Source organism: Porphyromonas canoris, assembly GCF_000769115.1.
GTDB lineage: Bacteria > Bacteroidota > Bacteroidia > Bacteroidales > Porphyromonadaceae > Porphyromonas_A > Porphyromonas_A canoris.
In genome coordinates, this window is the sequence record NZ_JQZV01000003.1 from 58939 (window position 1) to 80194 (window position 21256).

17 protein-coding genes and 2 tRNA genes are annotated in these 21256 nt (G+C 46.6%); 8 read left to right on the plus strand and 11 right to left on the minus strand.

Annotation, left to right across the window (positions count from 1 at the left end):
• Window positions 1-214: 214 nt before the first annotated feature.
• The 5 genes from HQ43_RS00985 to HQ43_RS01010 all read left to right on the plus strand — a co-directional run bounded on the left by HQ43_RS00985 (window position 215) and on the right by HQ43_RS01010 (window position 6053).
• The gene (locus tag HQ43_RS00985; RefSeq protein WP_036789023.1) at window positions 215-2392 is read left to right on the plus strand and encodes a S9 family peptidase; all 2178 of its coding nucleotides are present in this window, start codon (window positions 215-217) and stop codon (window positions 2390-2392) included.
• Between the two features lie 8 nt (window positions 2393-2400).
• Complete coding sequence (gene lipA / locus HQ43_RS00990; protein WP_036788583.1) at window positions 2401-3321, plus strand: lipoyl synthase; 921 nt, start codon at window positions 2401-2403, stop codon at window positions 3319-3321.
• Between the two features lie 69 nt (window positions 3322-3390).
• Window positions 3391-4626: a hypothetical protein gene (locus tag HQ43_RS00995; RefSeq protein ID WP_036788586.1), complete on the plus strand. Its 1236-nt coding sequence runs from the start codon at window positions 3391-3393 to the stop codon at window positions 4624-4626.
• Between the two features lie 28 nt (window positions 4627-4654).
• On the plus strand, window positions 4655-5338 hold the full coding sequence (gene trmD / locus HQ43_RS01000; protein ID WP_036788589.1) for a tRNA (guanosine(37)-N1)-methyltransferase TrmD: 684 nt from the start codon (window positions 4655-4657) through the stop codon (window positions 5336-5338).
• Between the two features lie 508 nt (window positions 5339-5846).
• Entirely contained in the window at window positions 5847-6053 is a 207-nt protein-coding gene (locus HQ43_RS01010; RefSeq protein WP_152567442.1) for a hypothetical protein, read from the plus strand.
• Between the two features lie 87 nt (window positions 6054-6140).
• Here HQ43_RS01010 and HQ43_RS01015 read toward each other — a convergent pair whose 3' ends face one another.
• Window positions 6141-7088 carry an HU domain-containing protein gene (locus tag HQ43_RS01015; protein ID WP_036788599.1) on the minus strand — a complete coding sequence of 316 codons (948 nt, stop codon included), beginning with the start codon at window positions 7086-7088 and terminating at the stop codon, window positions 6141-6143.
• 7 nt (window positions 7089-7095) lie between these two features.
• On the minus strand, window positions 7096-7995 hold the full coding sequence (locus tag HQ43_RS09375) for a hypothetical protein (RefSeq protein WP_052102984.1): 900 nt from the start codon (window positions 7993-7995) through the stop codon (window positions 7096-7098).
• A gap of 314 nt (window positions 7996-8309) precedes the next feature.
• Between HQ43_RS09375 and hemN the strand changes: the two genes are divergently transcribed.
• Complete coding sequence (gene hemN / locus HQ43_RS01025; protein WP_036789027.1) at window positions 8310-9689, plus strand: oxygen-independent coproporphyrinogen III oxidase; 1380 nt, start codon at window positions 8310-8312, stop codon at window positions 9687-9689.
• 12 nt (window positions 9690-9701) lie between these two features.
• Window positions 9702-10256, plus strand: a complete 555-nt coding sequence (msrA, locus tag HQ43_RS01030) for a peptide-methionine (S)-S-oxide reductase MsrA (RefSeq protein WP_052102985.1) — start codon at window positions 9702-9704, stop codon at window positions 10254-10256.
• A 322-nt stretch (window positions 10257-10578) separates the two neighbouring features.
• On the opposite strand, the gene HQ43_RS01035 is transcribed toward msrA, so the two are convergent.
• The 9 genes from HQ43_RS01035 to aroQ form a co-directional block, all read right to left on the minus strand.
• Window positions 10579-10652: transfer RNA gene (locus tag HQ43_RS01035), tRNA-Arg, on the minus strand.
• A 28-nt stretch (window positions 10653-10680) separates the two neighbouring features.
• Window positions 10681-10754 (minus strand) — tRNA-Arg (locus tag HQ43_RS01040).
• Window positions 10755-10812: 58 nt separating this feature from the next.
• Window positions 10813-10989, minus strand: a complete 177-nt coding sequence (locus tag HQ43_RS09860) for a hypothetical protein (RefSeq protein ID WP_160216124.1) — start codon at window positions 10987-10989, stop codon at window positions 10813-10815.
• A gap of 17 nt (window positions 10990-11006) precedes the next feature.
• Complete coding sequence (feoB, locus tag HQ43_RS01045) at window positions 11007-13484, minus strand: ferrous iron transport protein B (protein WP_036788602.1); 2478 nt, start codon at window positions 13482-13484, stop codon at window positions 11007-11009.
• Window positions 13485-13554: 70 nt separating this feature from the next.
• A complete protein-coding gene (locus HQ43_RS01050; RefSeq protein WP_036788605.1) occupies window positions 13555-14790 on the minus strand; it encodes an FtsX-like permease family protein in 1236 nt (411 codons plus the stop codon).
• The gene (gene rbfA / locus HQ43_RS01055) at window positions 14787-15122 is read right to left on the minus strand and encodes a 30S ribosome-binding factor RbfA (protein ID WP_036788608.1); all 336 of its coding nucleotides are present in this window, start codon (window positions 15120-15122) and stop codon (window positions 14787-14789) included. The genes HQ43_RS01050 and rbfA overlap by 4 nt, the downstream gene beginning before the upstream one ends.
• A 1-nt stretch (window position 15123) precedes the next feature.
• Window positions 15124-15804, minus strand: coding sequence for an O-methyltransferase (locus HQ43_RS01060; protein WP_052102986.1), 681 nt, complete (start codon window positions 15802-15804; stop codon window positions 15124-15126).
• A complete protein-coding gene (pyk, locus tag HQ43_RS01065; protein WP_036788610.1) occupies window positions 15804-17249 on the minus strand; it encodes a pyruvate kinase in 1446 nt (481 codons plus the stop codon). The genes HQ43_RS01060 and pyk overlap by 1 nt, the downstream gene beginning before the upstream one ends.
• Window positions 17250-17301: 52 nt before the next feature.
• A complete protein-coding gene (gene aroQ / locus HQ43_RS01070; protein WP_036788614.1) occupies window positions 17302-17733 on the minus strand; it encodes a type II 3-dehydroquinate dehydratase in 432 nt (143 codons plus the stop codon).
• Between the two features lie 1160 nt (window positions 17734-18893).
• On the opposite strand from aroQ, the gene HQ43_RS01080 reads away from it, so the two are divergent.
• On the plus strand, window positions 18894-21233 hold the full coding sequence (locus HQ43_RS01080; protein WP_052079572.1) for a transglycosylase domain-containing protein: 2340 nt from the start codon (window positions 18894-18896) through the stop codon (window positions 21231-21233).
• The last annotated feature ends 23 nt before the right edge of the window (window positions 21234-21256 follow it).

A 21256-nucleotide genomic window follows, 5' to 3' on the forward strand; every position in this document is an offset into this window, starting at 1 on the left:
GGATTGGTAATTATCAATCTTTGTCTTGATTGTCGGCTTGTACGGAAGAGGGCAGGACGGTCTCTTTCGGGAGATGGAGAGAGGTTTTGTATTCTTCCGTAAGTGGGGGAGGAGTGGGGAGGTGCATTCCATTGAGATTGGGGCATTATTGTTATCTTTGTTTTCGTCTATTTGACGGATGGTTTTTATTGATAATATCAGAGAAATAGTAGTTATGAGAAGAAAGTTAGCGGTACTCGCATTGGTTGCGGCAGGGGCGATTCAGCTCTCTTACGGACAGAACGGAGGGAAGCAGCTTACGATAGATTCGATCACGAACGGAACGTTCGCGGCAAAGAGTGCCGGCGCGGGGTTCCGTCCCATGGAGGATGGAGCGCATTATTCCGTGGTAAGCAAGGATAACAGAGCCGTGCTGAAGTGCAGCTATTCCACAGGAAAGGTGGTGGATACGCTCTTTTATACGAAAACGGCAAGGGAGTGCGAGTTCGAGACGTTCGACGATTATGAGATAGCTCCGAACGGTTTGCAGATCCTGCTGTTTAAGGATACGGAGTATATATATAGAAGGAGCCGGAAGTTTAATGCGTACCGGTATGATGTGAGGCGGAATTTGGTGCAGCCTCTGTCTGCTTCCGGGGGAAAGGTGCGTATCCCGACGCTCTCTCCAGATGGGCGGATGTGCGCTTTCGTAAAGGAGGATAATAATATATATGTTGCGAAGTTTGACTACAATACCGAGTCTGCCGTAACAACAGATGGTAAGCCGAACGCGATCCTGAACGGTACAACAGACTGGGTCTATGAGGAGGAACTCTATGCCACGAACCTTATGCAGTGGGCAGACTCTTCGGAGCAGCTCATATTTGTGCGAACGGATGAGTCGAAAGTACCTCTCTACAATATGCAGATCTTTGGAAACAGGCTTTATCCTGAGGATTATCGCTACAAATATCCTAAGCCGGGAGAGAGAAACGCAGAGATCTCTTTGCGTTCGTTCGATATTCGTTCCAAGAAAACGGAGGTGATAGAGTTGCCGATTCGTGGCGAGTACTATATCCCTCGCTTGGATTATGCTCACGGTGCGCTTCAGGTGTTTACGTTCAACAGGAATCAGACCCACTTCCGACTCTTTACCGTGAATCCGAAGAGCGGACTCTCGAAGCTGCTCCTTGAAGAAAAGAGCGAGAGATACATAGACCCGGAATGGGCAAGACAGCTGGCATATACTTCGAACGGATTTACTTATGTCAATGATAAAAGCGGCTATAATCAGCTCTATCTCTATTCCAAACAAGGTGCTGTTCAGAAGAAGATCAGCAGAGACAATGCAGATGTTACTGCTTTTTACGGTGTGTCGAATCAGGGAGAAGCAATCTATGCCATGGCTTATCCGACCCCTATGGACAGGATAATAGTGGCAACAAATCTGAAGAACGGAAAGAGCCGTACTCTCTCTCCGGAAAAAGGAAACAGCAGAGCCGTATTCAGCAAAGATATGAGCTATTATCTGCTCACTTCGTCCAATATGGAAACGCCTGCAAGATACTCGCTCAACAGAACAAAGGATGCTAAAGAGATGGTGCTGCTCGAAGATAATGCCGCTCTTCTGTCCAAGATGAAAGAGTATTCGTTTGCTCAAAAGAGATTCTTCCAAGTAACCACCGCTTCCGGAGTAACCCTCAACGGCTATATCATCACACCCAAGAATATGGAGCCGGGAAAGAAATATCCTGCTCTGTTTACACAATACAGTGGTCCGGGCTCTCAAGAGGTGCAGAACAGATTTAAGTTCGACTGGGAATACGTGCTTCCTGAGAACGGCTACGTTGTGGTCTCTCTCGATGGAAGAGGAACGGGAGGACGAGGAGCAGAGTTCCAAAAGTGTACCTATCTCAATCTTGGTCTCCTTGAGTCGCAAGACCAGTGCGAAGGAGCCACCGCCACGGCCAAGCTCTTCCCATATATAGATGAAGAGAGAATGGCTATCTGGGGCTGGAGTTTCGGCGGATATACTACTCTCATGGCGATGTCTCACACCTCTCCCGTGTTCAAGGCAGGTATAGCGATAGCTCCTCCTACATCGTGGCGTCTGTATGATACGACCTATACGGAACGTTTCATGCGTACTCCGCAGGAAAACAACTCCGGATATGACCGTACTTCTGTCATGACGAGAGCCGCGAATCATTCCGGTAATCTTCTTATCATACACGGTTCTGCGGATGACAACGTGCATGTCCAAAATACAATGCAGTATGTGGAGGCTCTTGTGCAGGAGGATAAATACTTCGAGATGCTGATATATAAGGATCGCAACCACAGTATCTACGGAGGGAATACGAGAAAGCATCTCTACAACAGTATTCTAAGATTTTTGAACAGATCTCTTTAATTCCGAAAATGGTAGAAAAGAAAACAGGAAGAACATATATACGTAAACCCGAATGGCTCAAAATCAGCAGAGCCAGCATAGACAGCTACACGCACACCGGACGAACCATTTCTCAGGGAGCACTCAATACGATCTGCGCAAGCGGAAAGTGCCCGAATCAGGCAGAGTGCTGGAGCAGAGGGACAGCTACGTTTATGATCTGTGGCAATGTCTGTACTCGTGCGTGTCGTTTCTGTGCCACTCAGAGCGGAAAGCCCGACTCTCCGCCCGATCCGGTAGAGCCTTTAAGACTTGCGGCTTCTGTTTCGCAGATGAAGTTGAAGTACGCAGTCATCACATCCGTGGATAGAGACGATCTGCCGGATTATGGAGCCGGACACTGGGCGAGCTGCATCAACGAGATACGCAAACGCTCTCCGGAGACTAAGATAGAGGTGTTGATTCCGGACTTTCAGGGAGACGAGGCGTGTGTGGATATGGTCATAGAGACAGCACCGGACGTGATCGGACATAATCTTGAGACTGTTCGGAGACTCACACCGCAGGTCAGACATCGCGCTACCTACGATTGCAGTATGAAGGTCTTGAAGCAGATTGTCGACAGAGGCGCCATAGCCAAAACGGGAATCATGGTAGGGTTGGGAGAGACAGAAGAAGAGGTTGTGGAGCTGATGAAAGATATTGCGGCGATCGGAGTATCTACCCTGACCATCGGGCAGTATCTGCAACCGACATCGAGGCACATCGAAGTGAAAGAGTATGTGCATCCCGACCGGTTTGCACGCTATAAGCAGCTCGGAGAGAGTCTTGGCATCACTCACGTGGAGAGCGGACCGCTCGTGCGTTCTTCGTACCATGCAGACGACCATTTCAATCAGGCATCGAAAAAGAAACTCGATCTGAGAAAGATCGGAAAAGGAAGCGCTTAGCTCGTAACGGCTTCGGCTTACACTCGAAAAACAAATCTTCTTGGAGCATTACCGCTCAGATATTCGGACATGAAATACTTACACTCAAAGGCGACACTCCTACCGCTGCTCGTATCTTTTGCTTTGGCTCTCTTCTCTTGCGGAGAGGGCGGGTCGGCTTCGTCATATAGCGATGTTGTGAACATCTCATCCGTAGAGATCAGCAGAGACAGTGTGTTATACGCCGAGCCGGGCTTCTTGCAGGGAGTTTCCGGAGCGTTCGGAGGAGCTGTCGGGGATACATATATATATGGTGGCGGGTGCAACTTTCCGGACATCCCCGTGGCAGACGGCGGACAGAAAGTCTTCTACAAATCTCTCTACGCACTCTCCGGGAAAGGGGAGAGTTGGGAGACAACTTTCATTTCGTTCCTTCCCAAGTCTCTTGCTTATGGGGCATCTGTCTCTCTCGGCGGGGGAGATATGCTTTTGCTTGTGGGAGGTGTGGGAGAGCGGGGAGCTTCCGGTGAGATCATGATGCTCTCCAAGATGACAGACACCGGGGAGATCAGGCTCTCCAAGTATCCGTTTGCACTTCCTTTCGGGTGGTATGAAGGTGCGGCGGCGGAGCATGGAAAAAGTCTTTATTTCACGGGCGGATGGAAAGATGGGGAGCTTGTGACGGATCTTTATGCCTTTTCGTTGAGATCAGGAGAGACAACGAAAGTGATTTCTCTGCCCGATGGTGCAAGGCTCCAGCCCAATCTCTTTGTCATCGACGGCTATCTGTTTCTTTTCGGAGGCTTTTTCCCCGGTGGCGATGTGCGGATTCCGGGGCAAGAGCCTTACGTTCACAGGACGGCATGGAAGCTGAACCTGAGTGCACCGAAGAGCTGGGAGAAGCTGAATACTCCCGAAGCGATGCCCGGTTCTCCGCTCAGCTTCATCGGTGTCGCCGTGGCACAAGACCAAGTTTCCGGGGCGGTTTATGCTGTCGGCGGTGTCGATCCCGTGCTGTTTCAGGACGCCATCTCTCGCGGTTATCTTCTGAAGAAGGCGGTATTCCGTCGGGATGCCGAGGCGGAGGCGAGGCTGAAGGAGGAGCACCGCTCTTACCTCTTGCAGCCGGAGAGCCGCTACCGCTTCTCGCCGCGTCTGCTCCGGTACGACCACAGGCAGGATCACTGGAATATTTTGAAAGACTCTGCGATCTTCTCCACCGCGGGAGCCGTTTTGGCTGCCAAGGGAGACGAGCTTCTGATGATAGGCGGCGAGCGAAAGCCGGGCGTGCGTACCTTCGATGCCTATCTCTGTAACATGAAATAAGACGACCCACAGAAAAAAACTGTTTCTCATGCGGATAGATATTATCACAGTGATACCGGAGATGATAGACGGATGCGTCAACACCTCCATCCTCAAGCGCGCACAGGACAAAGGTCTGGCGGAGATACACCTCCACAACCTCAGGGACTACTCCACGAACAGGTGGAAACGGGTGGACGACTACCCGTTCGGAGGAGAAGCCGGCATGGTGATTCAGGTCGAGCCTGTCGATCGTGCCATCTCCCACTTGAAGAGCCAACGGGCGTACGACGAAGTGATCTTCACCTCTCCCGACGGCGAACTTTTTTCGCAGCCGTTGGCAAACAAACTCTCTTTGCTGCAGAACATCATCATTCTCTGCGGACACTACAAAGGGATAGACCACCGGATCCGCGAGCATCTCATCACGAAAGAGATTTCGGTGGGCGACTATGTCCTCACCGGAGGGGAGATGCCGGCAGCCATCATCGCGGACGCGGTGGTTCGGCTCATACCGGGAGTCATAGGCGACGAGCAGAGCGCGCTCTCGGACAGCTTTCAGGACGGACTCCTCTCCGCACCGGTCTATACCCGCCCTGCGGACTACAACGGCTGGAAAGTGCCCGACATTCTTCTCTCCGGGCATGAGGCAAAAATCGCCGAGTGGCGTCTCCGACAAGCCGAAGAGCGCACCCGTCTGCTACGCCCGGAGCTGTTGAAGCCGAACAGATAGCCCCTCCCGCTCCGAGAGGTGCGCAGAGCACTCTGCCTGAAAGGCTCCCCGGCTTTCGTGGGAAAGGCACGAAGGAGCTGATATAAGCCATTGAAAATCAAAAAAATAAGAGGATGTTTTGACACTTCTTTCGCAACGCGTGAAAAGTTTCGTGAGTACGGAAAAATACTTCCAAGCTCACGAAACTTTTTTTCTGTGCGCACGCGGATAAATTTCTGCATATGCAAAAAATTTTTTTCGCATATGCAGAAATTTTTTTTGTATATGCAGAAATTTTTTTCTGTGCGCACGTAAATATTTTTTTGTGCGCACGTAAATATTTTTTTGTGCGCACGTAAATATTTTTTTGTGCGCACGTAAATATTTTTCTGTGCGTACGTAAATTTTTTTTGTGCGCACGTAAATTTTTTTCTATGCGCACGTAAATTTTTTTTCTATGCCCATGGAAATTTTTTTCTATGCCCATGGAAATTTTTTTCTATGCCCATGGAAATTTTTTTCTATGCCCATGGAAATTTTTTTCTATGCCCATGGAAATTTGTTGGGTGGTATTGCCCGATATAAGTATGATAAATATATTCTCTCTTTTGTCGTGGAAAACCTTCTGAACAAGAGTGTTTTTGCCTACACCGTTCGTGATGCTTTACAGTCTCATTCGGCATCTTATCCTTTGAGAGGACGTTCCGTAAGACTGGATTTCTCGTATTACTTTTAGGACAATCCCGTTTGGTCGGGGCTATAAACGAAAAGCTGTGCCGAAGGGATCCCTTCGGCACAGCTTTTCGTTTGTACTTCAATAGAGTTATTTCGTCTTATATATCCAGGCGTCTTTGAATCTCTTCTCCCGATGAAGCTCTCTCATCTTGTTCAGAGCCTCCTCTTGGGAGGCAAAGTTGCCGAGATAGAGTCTGTACGATTTGCCTCTGCGATCTATGCCAAACTCCGGATAGTCGTTCAGCTTATGGTAGCCGACAAACTCTTCCACCTGTTTTTCTGTGGAGAGTGTGGCTATTACCACAAGAAATCTGTTGCTCTCCACGTGAGTCTCCTTAGGAGCTTCCACGCTCTTTTCTTCGGTTACTGCTTTCGCTTCTACCGCTATTGCAGGTTCTTCCGCTTTTGTTGTTTCAGCTGTTTTCTCTGTCAGGAAGTGAGGCACAAAACCGGCTTGGTACTCTTTCATCTCGGTCTCCACAGCGCGGAACGGCATCAGCAGACCCAGCGTTAAGATCACCATGGCGGCAGTAAAGTACTTCAATGCTTTCACATTGATAGGCAGATAATAGGTGTTATCTGCCACCTCTTTCGTCTCTTCTCCCATAACAAGCAGCTTGGGCAGAGACGCAATATCGGTAAGGCTGTACAGATTTGTTGCAAACGGATGGTGCGGATTCGGTTCAAATATGGGAGTGGCTCCTTCCGAGCTGTGTCCCAAGCGAATGCGCCCGATCTCCTCCAGCTCCACGTAGGTACGGCTGCCGAGATGATGCAGTAGAGCCTCTACATCTTTCGTCAACATCTGTTCTGCTCTTCTGTAACTTATGCCGTACCGAGCGACATAGCTGTGTATCAGAATACCGTCCGAGACGTGTTTCAACTCGGCATTGAAGCAGAGTGATACCTTACCCGGTCCGAGCATGCCTCCTGTGGAAGAGTGCTCTTCGGCTTTTATGAATGCACCCAACTGTGGTACCACCACACACGGATGCTTGAACAGACAACGCTGCAGATGTTGTACTACTCTTTGCATGATCGGTTTACCATTGGGAGAAATAGAGCTTCAGACCTGTGCTGAATGTCGAAACATTCGGTCCGAAATCTTTTTGGAAAGGAGAGATGGGGGAGTAGGTTGCAAAAAGACCGAAGTTGCCTATACCTGCCTGGACGATAAAGTCGAGGTGTACAGGTCTTAGTCCCAAGCCTTTATCTATGATCTGCTTGGATGCAGAGTGATTCTCTTCCGATGCTGCCCACCAAACTTTCGAGCTAGAAGCTGTCTTTACCTTGAACAAAACACCGAAGTTGAAGAACATCGGTGATGATGTCCCGTGTCGCTTACCGCTGTTTACCTCTATGAGAGCAGGGATCTTCAGGTATGTCGTATGAAATCTCGCATTGGACATATTCTTGCCTGCCGGGATGTCATCGGTAACGAATGCTTGATTTTTGGCAAAGTTCAAGAAGTGGTTCTTGGTAAAGTGGATGGAGTTGAACTCGATACCCAAACCGCTGACAAAGCTAAGATTATTCGCTCCCAATGAATATTTGACATCAAAGAAAGAGAGATCGTACTTCAAAGACGAAGACATATCCACATTTCTCGCCATATCTTTACCGCTGTCATCCATAGGACTCATAGAGATGAAGCCTACTCCGAAGCCACTGAAATGTGCTGTCTTGGAATGTCCGCGATACATATCTTTTCTTCCGGTAATGTCTTTTCCCATAACCAATCTTCTCTCTCGGTGAGAGTATGTGGTCTCTTTATCCGTATCACCCACGATGATGGTGTATTGTCTCTTCTTCGCCGGTTGAGAAGGAGGTGTCTGAGTTTCTTCTACTGTATTCACTGTCTCCTCTGTTGCGGCATAAACACCAAAACTCATGGATGCCAAAAGGACCCAAGCAAATGAAATTAGCGTCATTTTTCTCTTCATAGCTCTGTTTTTCTGTTATTTAGATGTTATAAATATCCATTTGTTTTGTCTCCTCTTATCTTTTAACCATCATGGTTGAAAGTGAAAAAGAGGTGTTGATGAGATTGAATTTGCGACACATCAGCGGAGCAAAACTCCGGCAAAGAGTCCGAAAGCTTTGTTGCTCTGCTTCTACCGCACTACTCTTCTCCCTACAAATGTAGCAAAAAATGAGTATAGGAGCTTTATTCTTGCTCTTTTTCGGGGATAAATACTCCTTTTTCTCCTTTATACTCAAGGCTGTAGATATATTAAAAATATGTACCTTCGTGTCGATGAAAGCAGAAATTCTAAATAAATATAATATTCCTGTTCCACGATATACCAGCTATCCGCCGGCAAATCTGTTCTCTCCTTTGTACGATTCTGTGCGGTACGAGACAGATCTGTTGCTTTCCAATAGTAATGGTACGGACAAACTCTCCTTCTACATACACATTCCGTTCTGCAACAGCTTGTGTCTCTATTGCGGTTGTAATAAGCAAGTGATGCCGAAAGAGGGGGATGGGGTGGCTCTTTATGTGGACTATCTTCTCAAAGAATTGGAGCTGTTGTCTCAAAAGATAGACCCTCTCCGAAAGGTTTATCAGATCCATTTCGGTGGCGGATCGCCGACCTCTATCCCATTGAACCATATAAAGAAAATTTTGGAAGCGATACGATCGAAGTTTGTCATCGCACCCGAAGCAGAGGTGGCTATCGAATGTCATCCCGGATACCTGAATGAGCAGGCTTGGAAAAGCCTTATAGATATGGGATTTACGAGGATGAGCATCGGTATTCAGGATATAGACAGCAAAGTCTTACGGCAGGTAAAACGGACAGAGAGCAAGCTCCCTCTTCACGAGATTGTCTCTCTCCTGCGTTCCAATGGTATCGAGATCAACATAGATCTTATATACGGTCTTCCGTTGCAGACGGCAGAGTCGTTCGGTAAAACCATCGAAGCGGTGTTGGATCTGAGACCGGACAGAGTCGTAACCTTTTCGTATGCTCACGTTCCATGGGTTCATCCCATACAGAAAGCATTGGAAAGAGTGGGGCTGCCTACCCCGCAGGAGAAAGCCGTGATGTACTCCAAAGCATTGGGTGTCGCTTTGGAAAGAGGTTATGTACAGATTGGTCTGGACCACTTTGTCCTTCCCACAGACGCTCTTGCCATGGCTCTTCAAGAGGGGAGTCTGCATCGAAACTTTCAAGGCTACTGCACAAAAGAGATCACCGGACAGGTCTATGCTTTGGGCATTACAGGCATCTCTCAGCTTTACGGCTCATACGCCCAAAACTGTAAAGATATTTCGACCTACTACTCATTCCTGAATCGTGATACGCTTCCCGCAGTTACCGGGTACAGCCTTACCGAAGAAGAGCAGGTTATTAAAGAGATCATTACCGAACTGATGTGCAACTATCGCTGCAATCCTGTTCGGATACTTTCCGATTTCGGCATAGATACGGATAGCCTGCATACCATATCATTTCTCAAGTATGATGCTCTAAAAGAGATGGCGGAGGACGGACTCTGCTCGGTGGATGAAGATACCGGAGAGATTGTCATGGAGAAAAGCGCACATGCTTTTGTACGAAACGTTGCAGCGTGCTTTGATATTCACTACAATCCTAAAGCTCCTGCCGGATACAGCAAACCAATATAAACAGATAAACAGATGGAACAGACAAGAGAAATATACCTCGCAGGAGGTTGCTTTTGGGGAGTGGAGCACTATATCAAGAAGATTGCCGGCGTTTGCTCTACACAGGTAGGATATGCCAACAGCCTTATTGCCACCCCCACTTATAAGGAGGTGTGCAGCGGACGGACAGAGGCAGTGGAGACCGTAAGAGTGATTTACGACCCCTCCAAAATAGCTTTGAGCTACCTGCTGTCTGCTTTTTATCGCATCATCAACCCCACTTCTCTCAACAAGCAAGGTGGAGATGTCGGAACGCAGTACCGTACGGGAGTTTACTATACAGATCCGAAGGATGCCGTTATTATTGCAGACAGCCTGGCTCTACTGCAGAAAAAGTACACGAAGAGTATCGTTGTGGAGTGCATGCCGTTGAAGAACTATTTCAGTGCAGAGGAGTATCATCAAGAGTATCTCACCGCCAATCCCGCAGGGTATTGCCATGTGGCTCTTGAAAACTTTGCTTTGGCAAAGACCTTTGTTTGCCCTACCGAACAGATAGAACGGGATGAGAAGCGACGAAACGAGTAGTCTGCTCCCTGCGAAGATAGACAGAGAGAGTCCGGCAATGGTGTCGGACTTTTCTTTTTAACGCTTCCGAAATATCCTCTTACCACTTTAATATTTTCCGTTTATCGTGTTCGGAACTCTTTTTCAAAGTTCGGTTCCTGCAAACCGGGCTTTGAATTGTGCAGATCAAATGTTGATTTTTACAAATCAAGCCTTGAAACCGGATTCTATGTACTTTTAGACCGGTTTATAATAGTGTTTAGCTCATTTTGCAAACGGGTTAAACGAAAAAAAAGACTGCCGAAGAGAGATCTTCAGCAGCCTTTCTGCAATAATCTTTGCGTGATCGCGACAGGATTCAAACCTGTAACCTTCTGATCCGTAGTCAGATGCTCTATTCAGTTGAGCTACGCGACCGATATAATCATTGTCAACAAAAAATTTGTGATCGCGACAGGATTCAAACCTGTAACCTTCTGATCCGTAGTCAGATGCTCTATTCAGTTGAGCTACGCGACCCTATCCTTTTCAGGAAAGACGGTGCAAAGGTAGGTATTCTTTAGGATATATCAAAACGCTACTCTGCTTTTTTGTCAATCTCTTTCCCTTTATGACTCTTTTTGCCTATGTCGCAAGCATTGCAGCCCGGACACTTGTCGTTCTCTTTCGGAGCCTTGAAAAGCTTCGCCGCATTCCGTAGCAGAATGAGCGTTACAGCACCTATGATGATATATACTATAATGTCTTGAAGCATGGTTATAGGAATAAGGACTATGTGAACAGCTTTCCGACCAGTGTGGCAGTAAAGGCTACCAACCAAGCCAAAGAGCAGGAATATATCATGCTAAAGAGTGCCCACTTCGCACTGCCGCTCTCTCTGCCGATCGCAACTATCGTTGCAATACAGGGGAAATAGACCAGCACAAACAGCATGAAGGAGAACATCATTACAGGAGTATAGGCAGGAGAACCATCGGAAAGCGTGGCTTGAGAAAGCTTGTCCTGTAGTCCGGCTTCGTTTTCCATGTCTCCGGTGTACAACACTCCCATAGTGCTTACCACAACTTCCTTGGCAGGCAGTCCGCTAAGCAGTGCCATGGTCAGCTTCCAATCGTAATCCATGGGTGAGAATATCGGTTGGAGAGCTTTTCCCATCTTGCCTATGTAAGAGTTTTCCTGCTGATACATGGATGCCAACTGATCGTCAGAGAGATCTTGGAGCGTGTTGTTCTCTGCTTTCATCTGCTCTATACCCGTTGCAATGTCTGCTTCGTTTCCTCTTGGGAAGTAGCTTAAACACCATATCACAATGGATGCAAGCAGAATGGTGGTACCCATTTTGGTGAGATACTGCTTAGCTTTATCCCACATATGCAACAGAATACTCTGAGTGGTGGGAAGGCGATAAGGAGGCAGCTCCATAACGAAAGGTATATCTTCTTCCTTGATAAAGAATTTTCTGAGGAAGAATGCCGTGAGCAGTGCAAGCAGTATACCTATAATGTAGATGGAGAAAACCACAGTCCCGGCGTAGGCACTGAAGAACGCACCCGTGAGTAGAATGTAGACCGGAAGCCTTGCGCTGCAACTCATAAAGGGAAGTATCAGCATCGTGATGAGTCTGCTGTTTTTGCTCTCTATCGTTCTGGTTGCCATGATAGCCGGAACATTGCATCCGAAGCCCATGATAAGAGGAATGAAACTCTTCCCATGAATGCCCATGGAGTGCATTAGCTTGTCCATGATAAAGGCTGCCCGCGCCATATACCCGGTGTCTTCCATAAAGGATATAAAGACATAGAGGATCATGATATTGGGCAGAAAAACTATGACGCCCCCTACTCCTCCGATGATACCATCGCAGATAAGGTCTTGAAGAGCCCCTCCCGGAAGAATGCTTCGTACCGCTTCTCCCAGCCACGCAACACCTGCTTCGATCCATTCCATAGGATATTCTCCCAATGTGAATGTGGTTTGGAACATCAGGTACATGAAGAGGAGAAAGATAGGGAAGCCCCAAATACGATGCGTGAGCCAGTAGTCTATCTTTTGATCTCTGCCTTTGAGGTGATCCACTTTCGAGTCGAGCGTCTCTCTTAACGCACCATTGATAAATCCGTAGCGGGTATCGGTGATTACATCCGAGAGGTGTCGAGAGTAGCTTTCGGAGTATGTTTTAGAGATGTATCTTGCTTTGGTGAGCAGAAAAGCTCCTTTCGGGATCTCTTTTTCCACCTTGCCGGTGTAGAGAGGATCACCTTCCAAGAGTTTTATGGCAATATACTCTTCGGCACCATGACACCATGAAAGGTGTGGCTGATCTGCTGTTGCCTGTCGTATAAACTCGGCTAACTCGTCCCGATGCTTGACGATCTCCAAAGAGTAAGGCATAGGCACTTTGCGCTGAAGGGTGCAAGAGCCGGCATAGACCATGTGAACACAGTTGAACAGCTTCTCTTTTCCTTCTCCTTTTCTCGCTACGGTCGGAACAACCGGCGTCCCTAATAGCTGGGACAACAAGGGTATGTTGAGCTTGCTGCCACTGGCTTCAAACTCATCGAACATATTCAGAGCGATAACCATGGGGATACCCGTCTCAAGCAGTTGGGTTGTGAGATAAAGGTGTCTCTCCAAATTGGTGGCACTGATGACATTCACGATAACATCCGGTCGCTTATCTCCCGCAAGGAAGTCCTCTATATACTTCTCTTCCGGGCTGTATGAGGAGAGAGAGTAAGTACCGGGAAGGTCTATGATGTCGAAGTTTATGTCGCCTGTTTTATACTTGCCATGCTTGGCATCGACCGTAACACCGGAATAGTTGCCCACGTGTTCGTGTGTTCCGCAACAAGCATTAAACAGAGAGGTTTTTCCGCAGTTCGGATTGCCTAAAAATGCAACGGAGATTTTTGTATCGGCAGGGATCTCTTTTTTTGTCCCATTCCCTAAAATATCGGGATGGATATTGGGGTCGTGCTTAACGACAGGAGCCGATGCGTTGGTGCTGTGCTCCTTGCTTAAACTCTTGTTTACATAGATATGCTGAGCCTCTTTTCTACGAAGAGAGACCTCATAGTTCATTACCTTGTACTCTATCGGGTCTTGTAGCGGAGCATTACGAACGACCAGAACATCCTGCCCCGGAACAAATCCCATTTCGAGAATACGTTTTCTAAAATGCCCGGTCAGACGGACATCAACAATACTACCGGATTCTCCTTCTTTAAGTTCAGAAAGTTTTACTGTCATGGTTCAAATATACTTTCTTTGTCTATACCCCAAAATACCTATATATAGTTATTTAAGTGAATGGTATCGATCAGCTTTTTTTGTTTCCGAATATTTTGTAAGCGATGAGGCTGCTCAAGAAACCGACCAATAAGATTGTGAAGATGGAGACAACAATATCCAAGAATCTCAACTCTACCGGATACGAGTCTATGAGAAAAGCTCCACTGTTCGAGGTGGCAAGCTTTACAAGACCGAACTGTGCCTGTAAGACTACCAGGAAGATACCTGTGGCTATTCCTATAACCCCTCCCATAAAGGAGAGTATAAACCCTTCCGTGATGACGATACTTCTGGTCATCCACTTTTCTGCACCCAATGCTCTGAGCGTTTCTGTGTCTTTACGCTTCTCGATGATAAGCATCCCTAATGTGCTTACAATGCTAAACAGAGAGAGCAGGAGTACAAATAGCAGGATGGAAAAGGAGATCCATTTTTCGATCTTATTGATTCGGAAGATGTCGGGATGCTGTTGTTCCCGGTCTTTGACCACAAAATTGCTTCCCAGCAAGCGAGATAGTCTTTCCGCTGTTCGTTTTGTGGTGCTTTCTTGAGCAAGTTTCAGAGATATTTCGCTTATGGTATCCGAGTCGTACTGAAGGAGTGTGCGGAGAAGCTCAATGGGAAGAAAAGATATTGTACCGTCTTCACTCTGATCGACTCGAAATACCCCGGAGATAAAAACATCCGATGTCCTGAAGTTTCTATCCGGTCTTACCATGGAGAGAGAGCCTATCCGCCGAGGCACGATAATCTGTACCGGCAGATCCATACCGGCATTGACGCCGAGCTTGGAAGCTATCCCTACTCCCGTTATGAGCTGTGGAAGAGAATCTTTTTCCAGCAGAAACTCTCCATCGAAGAGGCTTTGATGAAGCGGAATGACTTGAGAAAAATGATCGTCTATACCATAAAGAATGACCGGAATGGTATTCTCTTCAAACACAAGCATGGCTTGACCTTTCAGCCCGAAAGCGTATTTCTCAATCTCCGGATCGTTATCCAGCAGTTCGGCGACAGTGCTTAAAGAAAAAGGCTTACCCTCTTTCTGCTCTACGATCAGGTCGGGAGTGAAATTTTTGTACAGCCCTTTCGTGAAACTCTCAAAGCCGTTAAAGACGGAAAAGAGAATAACCATCGCAATACCGACCACGGCAATGGAAGATGTGGCAATGGTTGCGATAATGTTTACAGCGTGTGTGGATTTCGGAGCATGGAAGTATCTCCATGCAATGAACAGGATTGTCTTCCACTTATTAAAGATCATTGCTTCAACAGCTCATCTATTCTACTTATGATCTTTTCACTATCATCTTTGAGGAAGATAAGCTCCGGAATGATTCGCAGCTGTGTATGTACTCGCTTCCCAAAGTCGTATCGGATTGTCGCTGAATTCTGTTGAATTGCTTTTATCAGCTCGTCAGCCTTACTGTCCGGAAAGATACTGAGGAACACTCTTGCCTGACTAAGATCCGGCGTTACGCGTACTTCGCTCACGGTGATCAGTACTCCCGGAGTTTTTTTAGTCTCAAGGAGGAAAAGCTCTCCCAGCTCTTTTTGAATCAGACGAGAGATCATGCTCATTCTTTTATTGTCCATACTATTGTCGTGTGTCTGTTTGTTTAATGCTTAGAGTGAGTCCGTCTCGCAGAGGGAGTATGACGGTGGAGAGTTCGGGCTGCTCTAAAAGATAGTAGTTAAAGTTTCTGATGGATACCGTTTGCTCGTCCTGTGCCTCCGGTTCTATCACTTTCCCGTCCCAAAGAGTATTATCGGAGATGATGAGCGAACCTGCCGGCAGTCGCTTCAAAACCAGCTTGACATACTCGATATAGTGCCTCTTATTGGCATCTATATATACGATGTCTGTCTCTTCAAGCGGAAGAGTAGGAAGAATCTCCAGAGCATCTCCAAAGTAGAGACGGATCTGCTCTTTCTGTTCGCTTTGGTCGAAATATCGTCTGAGAAAATCCTCCATTTCGTCATTCAGCTCAATAGTGTGGACTATCCCTTTTTCGGATAATCCCTCAGCCAGACAGAGTGTGGCATAGCCGGTATAAGTGCCTATCTCTATAATATTCCGAGGAGATTTGAGCTTGGACAGAAGAGCCAGTAAACGCCCCTGATGATGCCCGGACATCATTCTCGGTCTCACCAGATGGGTATGTGCATCCCTGTACAGCTTCTTGAGGAGTGGCGGTTCCGGAGATATGTGCTCCAGTATATACTCCTCCAAAGCCAGTAGTTCTGCCTCTGTTTTATCGTTCTGTCCGGATATCATTACTGCTTATCGGGGTTGTTTTTATGGTAGAAGTCCAAAGCCTCCTGCACTTTATTCAGTTCCAATCTCGTTGTACCCACTTCTTCTGCCAAAGTACCGCTGACGTAAGCGACCATATCCTCTTTCTCTATCTGTCCCTTACGCAAAAGCTCTTTCAGCGCACCTATGTAGTAGTCTATCTTACCTCCGCACTTCTCTTGTACAACGGCCTTTACGCCATAAGAGAGAGCAAGTTCTCGTGCCGTCCGTTCCTTATAACATATTGCAAATACGGTGGCACGCCCTCTGTATGCTGCGATATTTCTGCAAGTGCGTCCGGTAAAGCTGTCTGTAACAATCGCTTTAACTCCCAGTTTACTGATGCTCTTCACGGCTTGTTTGGATAGAAAAGAGGTAACGTCTAAGTCTTGAGGCTCTATCGGTACCCTTATATCCTGCTCTTCGAGCTTGCTTTTCTCTGCCTCTCTTATAATGCTCGTCATGGTTCTTACAGCCTCTACCGGATATTTCCCATTGGCGGTCTCTCCGGAGAGCATCACGGCATCCGTCCTGTAAAAAATAGCGTTGGCAACATCGGAGACCTCGGCTCTTGTCGGGCGAGGCGAGTATATCATGGTGTGCAACATCTGTGTTGCTACTATCACAGGCTTTTTCTTCGCAATGGCTTTCCGTATGAGCAGACTCTGTATAGCCGGAATTTTCTCTTGCGGCACCTCTATGCCGAGATCTCCCCGTGCGATCATGATACCGAAGGCATGGTCTAATATCTCATCTATATTGTCTATACCCTCTTGGTTTTCAATCTTTGCGATGATCTTTATAGGGCTGTTGTGGCGATCCAAAATCTCTTGGATGTCCAAGACGTCCTGCTTGTTTCTGACGAAAGAGTGTGCTATAAAGTCCACATCTTTCTCTATGCAGTAGTTGATGGTCTCTATGTCTCTTGGAGTGAGAGAGGGCAGATTGATCCTGACACCCGGTACATTTACGCTCTTTCTGCTACCCAAGATACCATCGTTAAGTACAGAGCAGACGATCTTATCCGGAGTCTTCTCTATGACGCAAAGCTCCAAAAGTCCGTCATCTATAAGGATGTGAGAGTCGGGAGCTATATCCTTGTGAAGATCCCGATAGGTTACGCAGATACACTCTTTGGTTGTAAGTGTATCCGGATCGCTTTTCAGCAGAACGGTGCTTCCTCTTCTAAACTCTATGGGTTCGCTACATATCGTTGTCCGGATCTCCGGTCCTTTCGTGTCCATTAAGATAGCAACATCCCCGGCTACGGCGCGAGTGTTATCCACTACCCGGTCAAAGCCCTCTCTGTCCATGTGTGCAGAGTTGAGCCTGACAACATTGACACCCTCCTCTATAAGCTCTTTAAGAAAAGGGATGTCGCACTTTCTGTCCGATATCGTTGCTACGATTTTGGTCGCTTTCTTCATATCTGTTTTTCTAAATCTTTAATATATCCGCTTCGGATAAACCTTTCTCGGACTATCCGTTACGTCTCGACAACAAGTGGGCTATGGCAAGTCTGTAGCCATCCAGCCCAAAGCCGGAGAGTATTCCTGCTGCTTCTGCAGCCGTGACCGACTTCTGTCTGAACTCTTCCCGCTTGTAGAGATTGGATATGTGCACCTCCACCACAGGAATAGTTATGGCAGCGATGGCATCTCTAAGGGCATAGGAGTAGTGTGTCAAAGCTCCCGGATTGAGAACAATGCCTCCGGAGAGCGATCTTATATCGTGCAGATAGTCTATGATCTCGCCTTCATGGTTGCTTTGGAAATATCTGATATCCACGTTGTGGTATATATCTCTCAGCTTCTCCAAGTATTCCTCAAAGTCCGTACTCCCGTATATCTCAGGCTCTCGTTCGCCCAAAAGGTTCAAGTTGGGGCCGTTGATGATGTGAATTATCTTCATATCCGCAATCTCTATTTCTTATTACACAAAGGTAGGATAATTGCTTCACTTTATAAAATAGAGGTGTTGAAAAAGTATCGGTCGTTGTAAGATGCAAAAAGGTTGGTATTTGAGATCCTTTTTGCATTCGTTTGCCTCACGAGTGGGCCTCTGTTTTTATATATTTCATCCCCTCTGGAAAATGCGTTTTTCTCCTTTCTCTATTTTCTCTTTTCGGGTTGTTTTCAGAGTACATCCGAGTTGTTAAATCGGGGTCGTTTTATTAACACAAATTTTGATGCCTGTTCACCCAAAACGGTAAAGCAATATATTTTGTCGGCTTAACGTGTTTAATTTTTCAGTGAACACGTTTACTGATTTCATTTAATACGTTTACCGGATTCAATTAACGTGTTTAGAATTTTTATTAGTGCGCTGATAATTAGGTGTTTATCGTTTTGCTCCATTTTTGAGGCTCTTTGGTGTGATTTCTTCATTAAGATTTCTAAACACAATAATGAGGATAAATTGATCTTTATTAACTCGAAAACAGCCCATGAAACCGACCGAGAGGAGAAAAGTTTTGGAATCAGCCCTCTTTTTTATCCTTTTGGTTATTAGTGGTTTGTGTCGGTTTTAGTGTGATTGGCTCTATTTTTCTTCAAAAAATCCTCTTTCGGAAGGAATTTTTAGGGGTGAAACACGAACCTTTTGGGGAGTTTTTATATAAAAGAAATGTTATAAATGGGTCTTTGTTTGAGATTATGGCGGTGTGCAAATGTGATATTTATTTTTGTGATGTCTTGATTTTGATAATTGATGATATAAAAAGAAAATTGGAGGAGTGGCTTAATCGGGATAGATGGTCTTGTGCCTTCTTTGGTTGTTCCCGGTTTATTGTATAAGTCTGGCTCTGTTTTACGAAGAAAGTAGTTGATAATTATTGATTTGTATTGTGTCCGAAATGATGCGTGTGGCTTTCGGAATGAGGTAATGACTCCTCCTTTTATTCCCCCTTTCCACATCCTCTTTTTATCGTTTCCAAGTGTACGCTTTTCCCGTGATATTAACACCGCTTAAGTGTTTGATGTTGGGTGGTTTTTAACTTCCGATACGGGGATGCAGAATATCACTAATTATATGTATCTTTGCAAGCGTATTAAACGAACTAAGAAGAATATATGAATCGCTGGTTGAAATATCTACTCATAGCCATGTGGGGCTTATTCCTTTTGATAGGAAGCGGAACCCTGCTTATGTTCTTTCTTATAGCCAAGGGTAAGATAGGCTATATGCCACCCATTGAAGACCTTCAAAATCCGATAGATAAGTATGCTTCTCAGGTGATTTCGGAAGATGGACAGCTCTTGGGATCTTATGCTCTGAAAAACAATAATCGTATATACATCACCTATCAGGATCTCTCTCCTGCTCTTGTCAATGCCCTTATATCCACAGAAGATGTCCGGTTTACCCAACATTCGGGTATAGATATGCGCGGATTCTTGCGTGCGGTAGTGAAGACAGGATTGATGCGGCAGAAGAATGCCGGTGGGGGTAGTACCATAACTCAACAGCTCGCAAAGCAACTCTATTCTCCCTCCGCAGACAGCAAGGTGGAGCGGCTTTTACAGAAGCCCATAGAATGGGTTATAGCTGTCGAGCTTGAGAGATATTATACCAAAGAGGAGATTATCAATCTCTATCTGAATAAGTTCGACTTCCTCTACCAGGCAGTGGGTATAGAGAGTGCCTGCAAGACATACTTCGATGTCAAGCCGAGAGACCTGAAAACGGAACAGGCGGCACTACTGGTAGGAATGTGTAAAAATCCATCGTTGTACAACCCGGTGCGTTATCCGGAAAGGGCTATGCAGCGTCGCAACGTGGTATTGGACCAGATGAGGAAAGCCGGACACTTGACCGCCGTGGAGTGCGACTCGCTAAAGAACATCCCGGTAGAGCTTCGTTTCCGCGTGAGAAACCACAGAGAGGGGTTGGCAACCTATTTCAGAGAGCATCTGAAGCAGGTGCTCATGGCAGATAAGCCGGAGAGAAGCAAGTATCAAAAGTGGCAGAAAGATCAGTATGAAAGAGACTCTGTGGCCTGGGCTACGGATCCTCTCTACGGCTGGTGCAAGAAAAATAAGAAGAGCAACGGGGAGCATTATAACCTCTACACCGATGGGCTGAAGATATACACCGGTATAAATGCCATAATGCAACGCTATGCCGAGGAGGCTGTAAGAGAACATCTCGGAAATGATCTGCAAAAACGCTTTGAGAGAGAGAAGAAGGGCAGAAGCTATGCCCCCTATTCCAGAAATCTTTCTACGCAGGAACGTGCCAAGATATTGCGCAAATCTTTGGAGCAGAGCGACAGATACAGAAAGATGAAAGCTGATGGCAAAAGCGAAAAAGAGATAGACATCGCTTTCGATACCCCTACCGAAATGAACGTCTTTACGTGGAAAGGGTATAAAGATACCGTGATGACCCCAAGAGACAGTATCCTTTACTATAAGGGTTTTCTGCGTAGCGGATTTATGGCGATGGATAATCTTACCGGACAGGTAAAGGCATACGTCGGAGGTATAGACTATACGGCATTTCAGTATGACATGGTTTCGCTCGGGCGCAGACAGGTCGGCTCCGTGATGAAACCGTTTCTCTACTCCATGGCGATGGGGGAAGGCTTTACGCCTTGTGACGAAATGCTTCATGTGCCTCAAAGTATTACGACCGAAGCCGGAACGGTATGGACTCCTAAGAATGCAAGGAGTACGAGAGTGGGTGAAATGGTTAGCATCAACTGGGGACTCCAAATGTCGGACAACTGGGTTACGGCTTGGCTTATGAGTCATCTCTCTCCGTATGCGTTCGTGGATCTGTTGAGATCTTTCGGTATCACAGGACATTTGGATCCTGTGCCGAGTATTTGTCTCGGAACGCCGGATATATCCGTTTCGGAAATGGTGAGCGGATACTCTGCTTTTGCCAATGGCGGACTTCGTGTTGCACCTCTGCTCGCCACACGGATAGAAGACCAGTATGGAAATGTACTGGCTACATTCCAGCCTAAGATGTATGAGGTGTTGTCGGCAGAAGCTGCATACAAGACGCTCTACATGTTGCGAAACGTAATGGATGGCGGTACCGGTAGCCGGGTAAGATATCGCTACAACGTGAAAGCACCTATGGGCGGAAAAACAGGTACTTCTCAGAGACACGCCGACGGGTGGTTCATGTGCTTTACTCCTTCTTTATCTACAGGTTGTTGGGTAGGAGGAGAAGATCCGGATATTCACTTCGATACTATTGCAGACGGTCAGGGTGCTTCCATGGCACTGCCTATCGTCGCTCTGTTTATGCAAAAGATATACAACGACAAAGTGTTAAAGCTCAATCCGAACGAGGACTTTAACGTGCCCGAAATGTATCGCTCTCCATGTAGAAATCTGTTCAATCTTGAGACAGAGGCTGTTTCGGAGGGAGTTATAGATTCGGACTTTTCTATGTAAGTAGGATAAATAATTTTGTAATC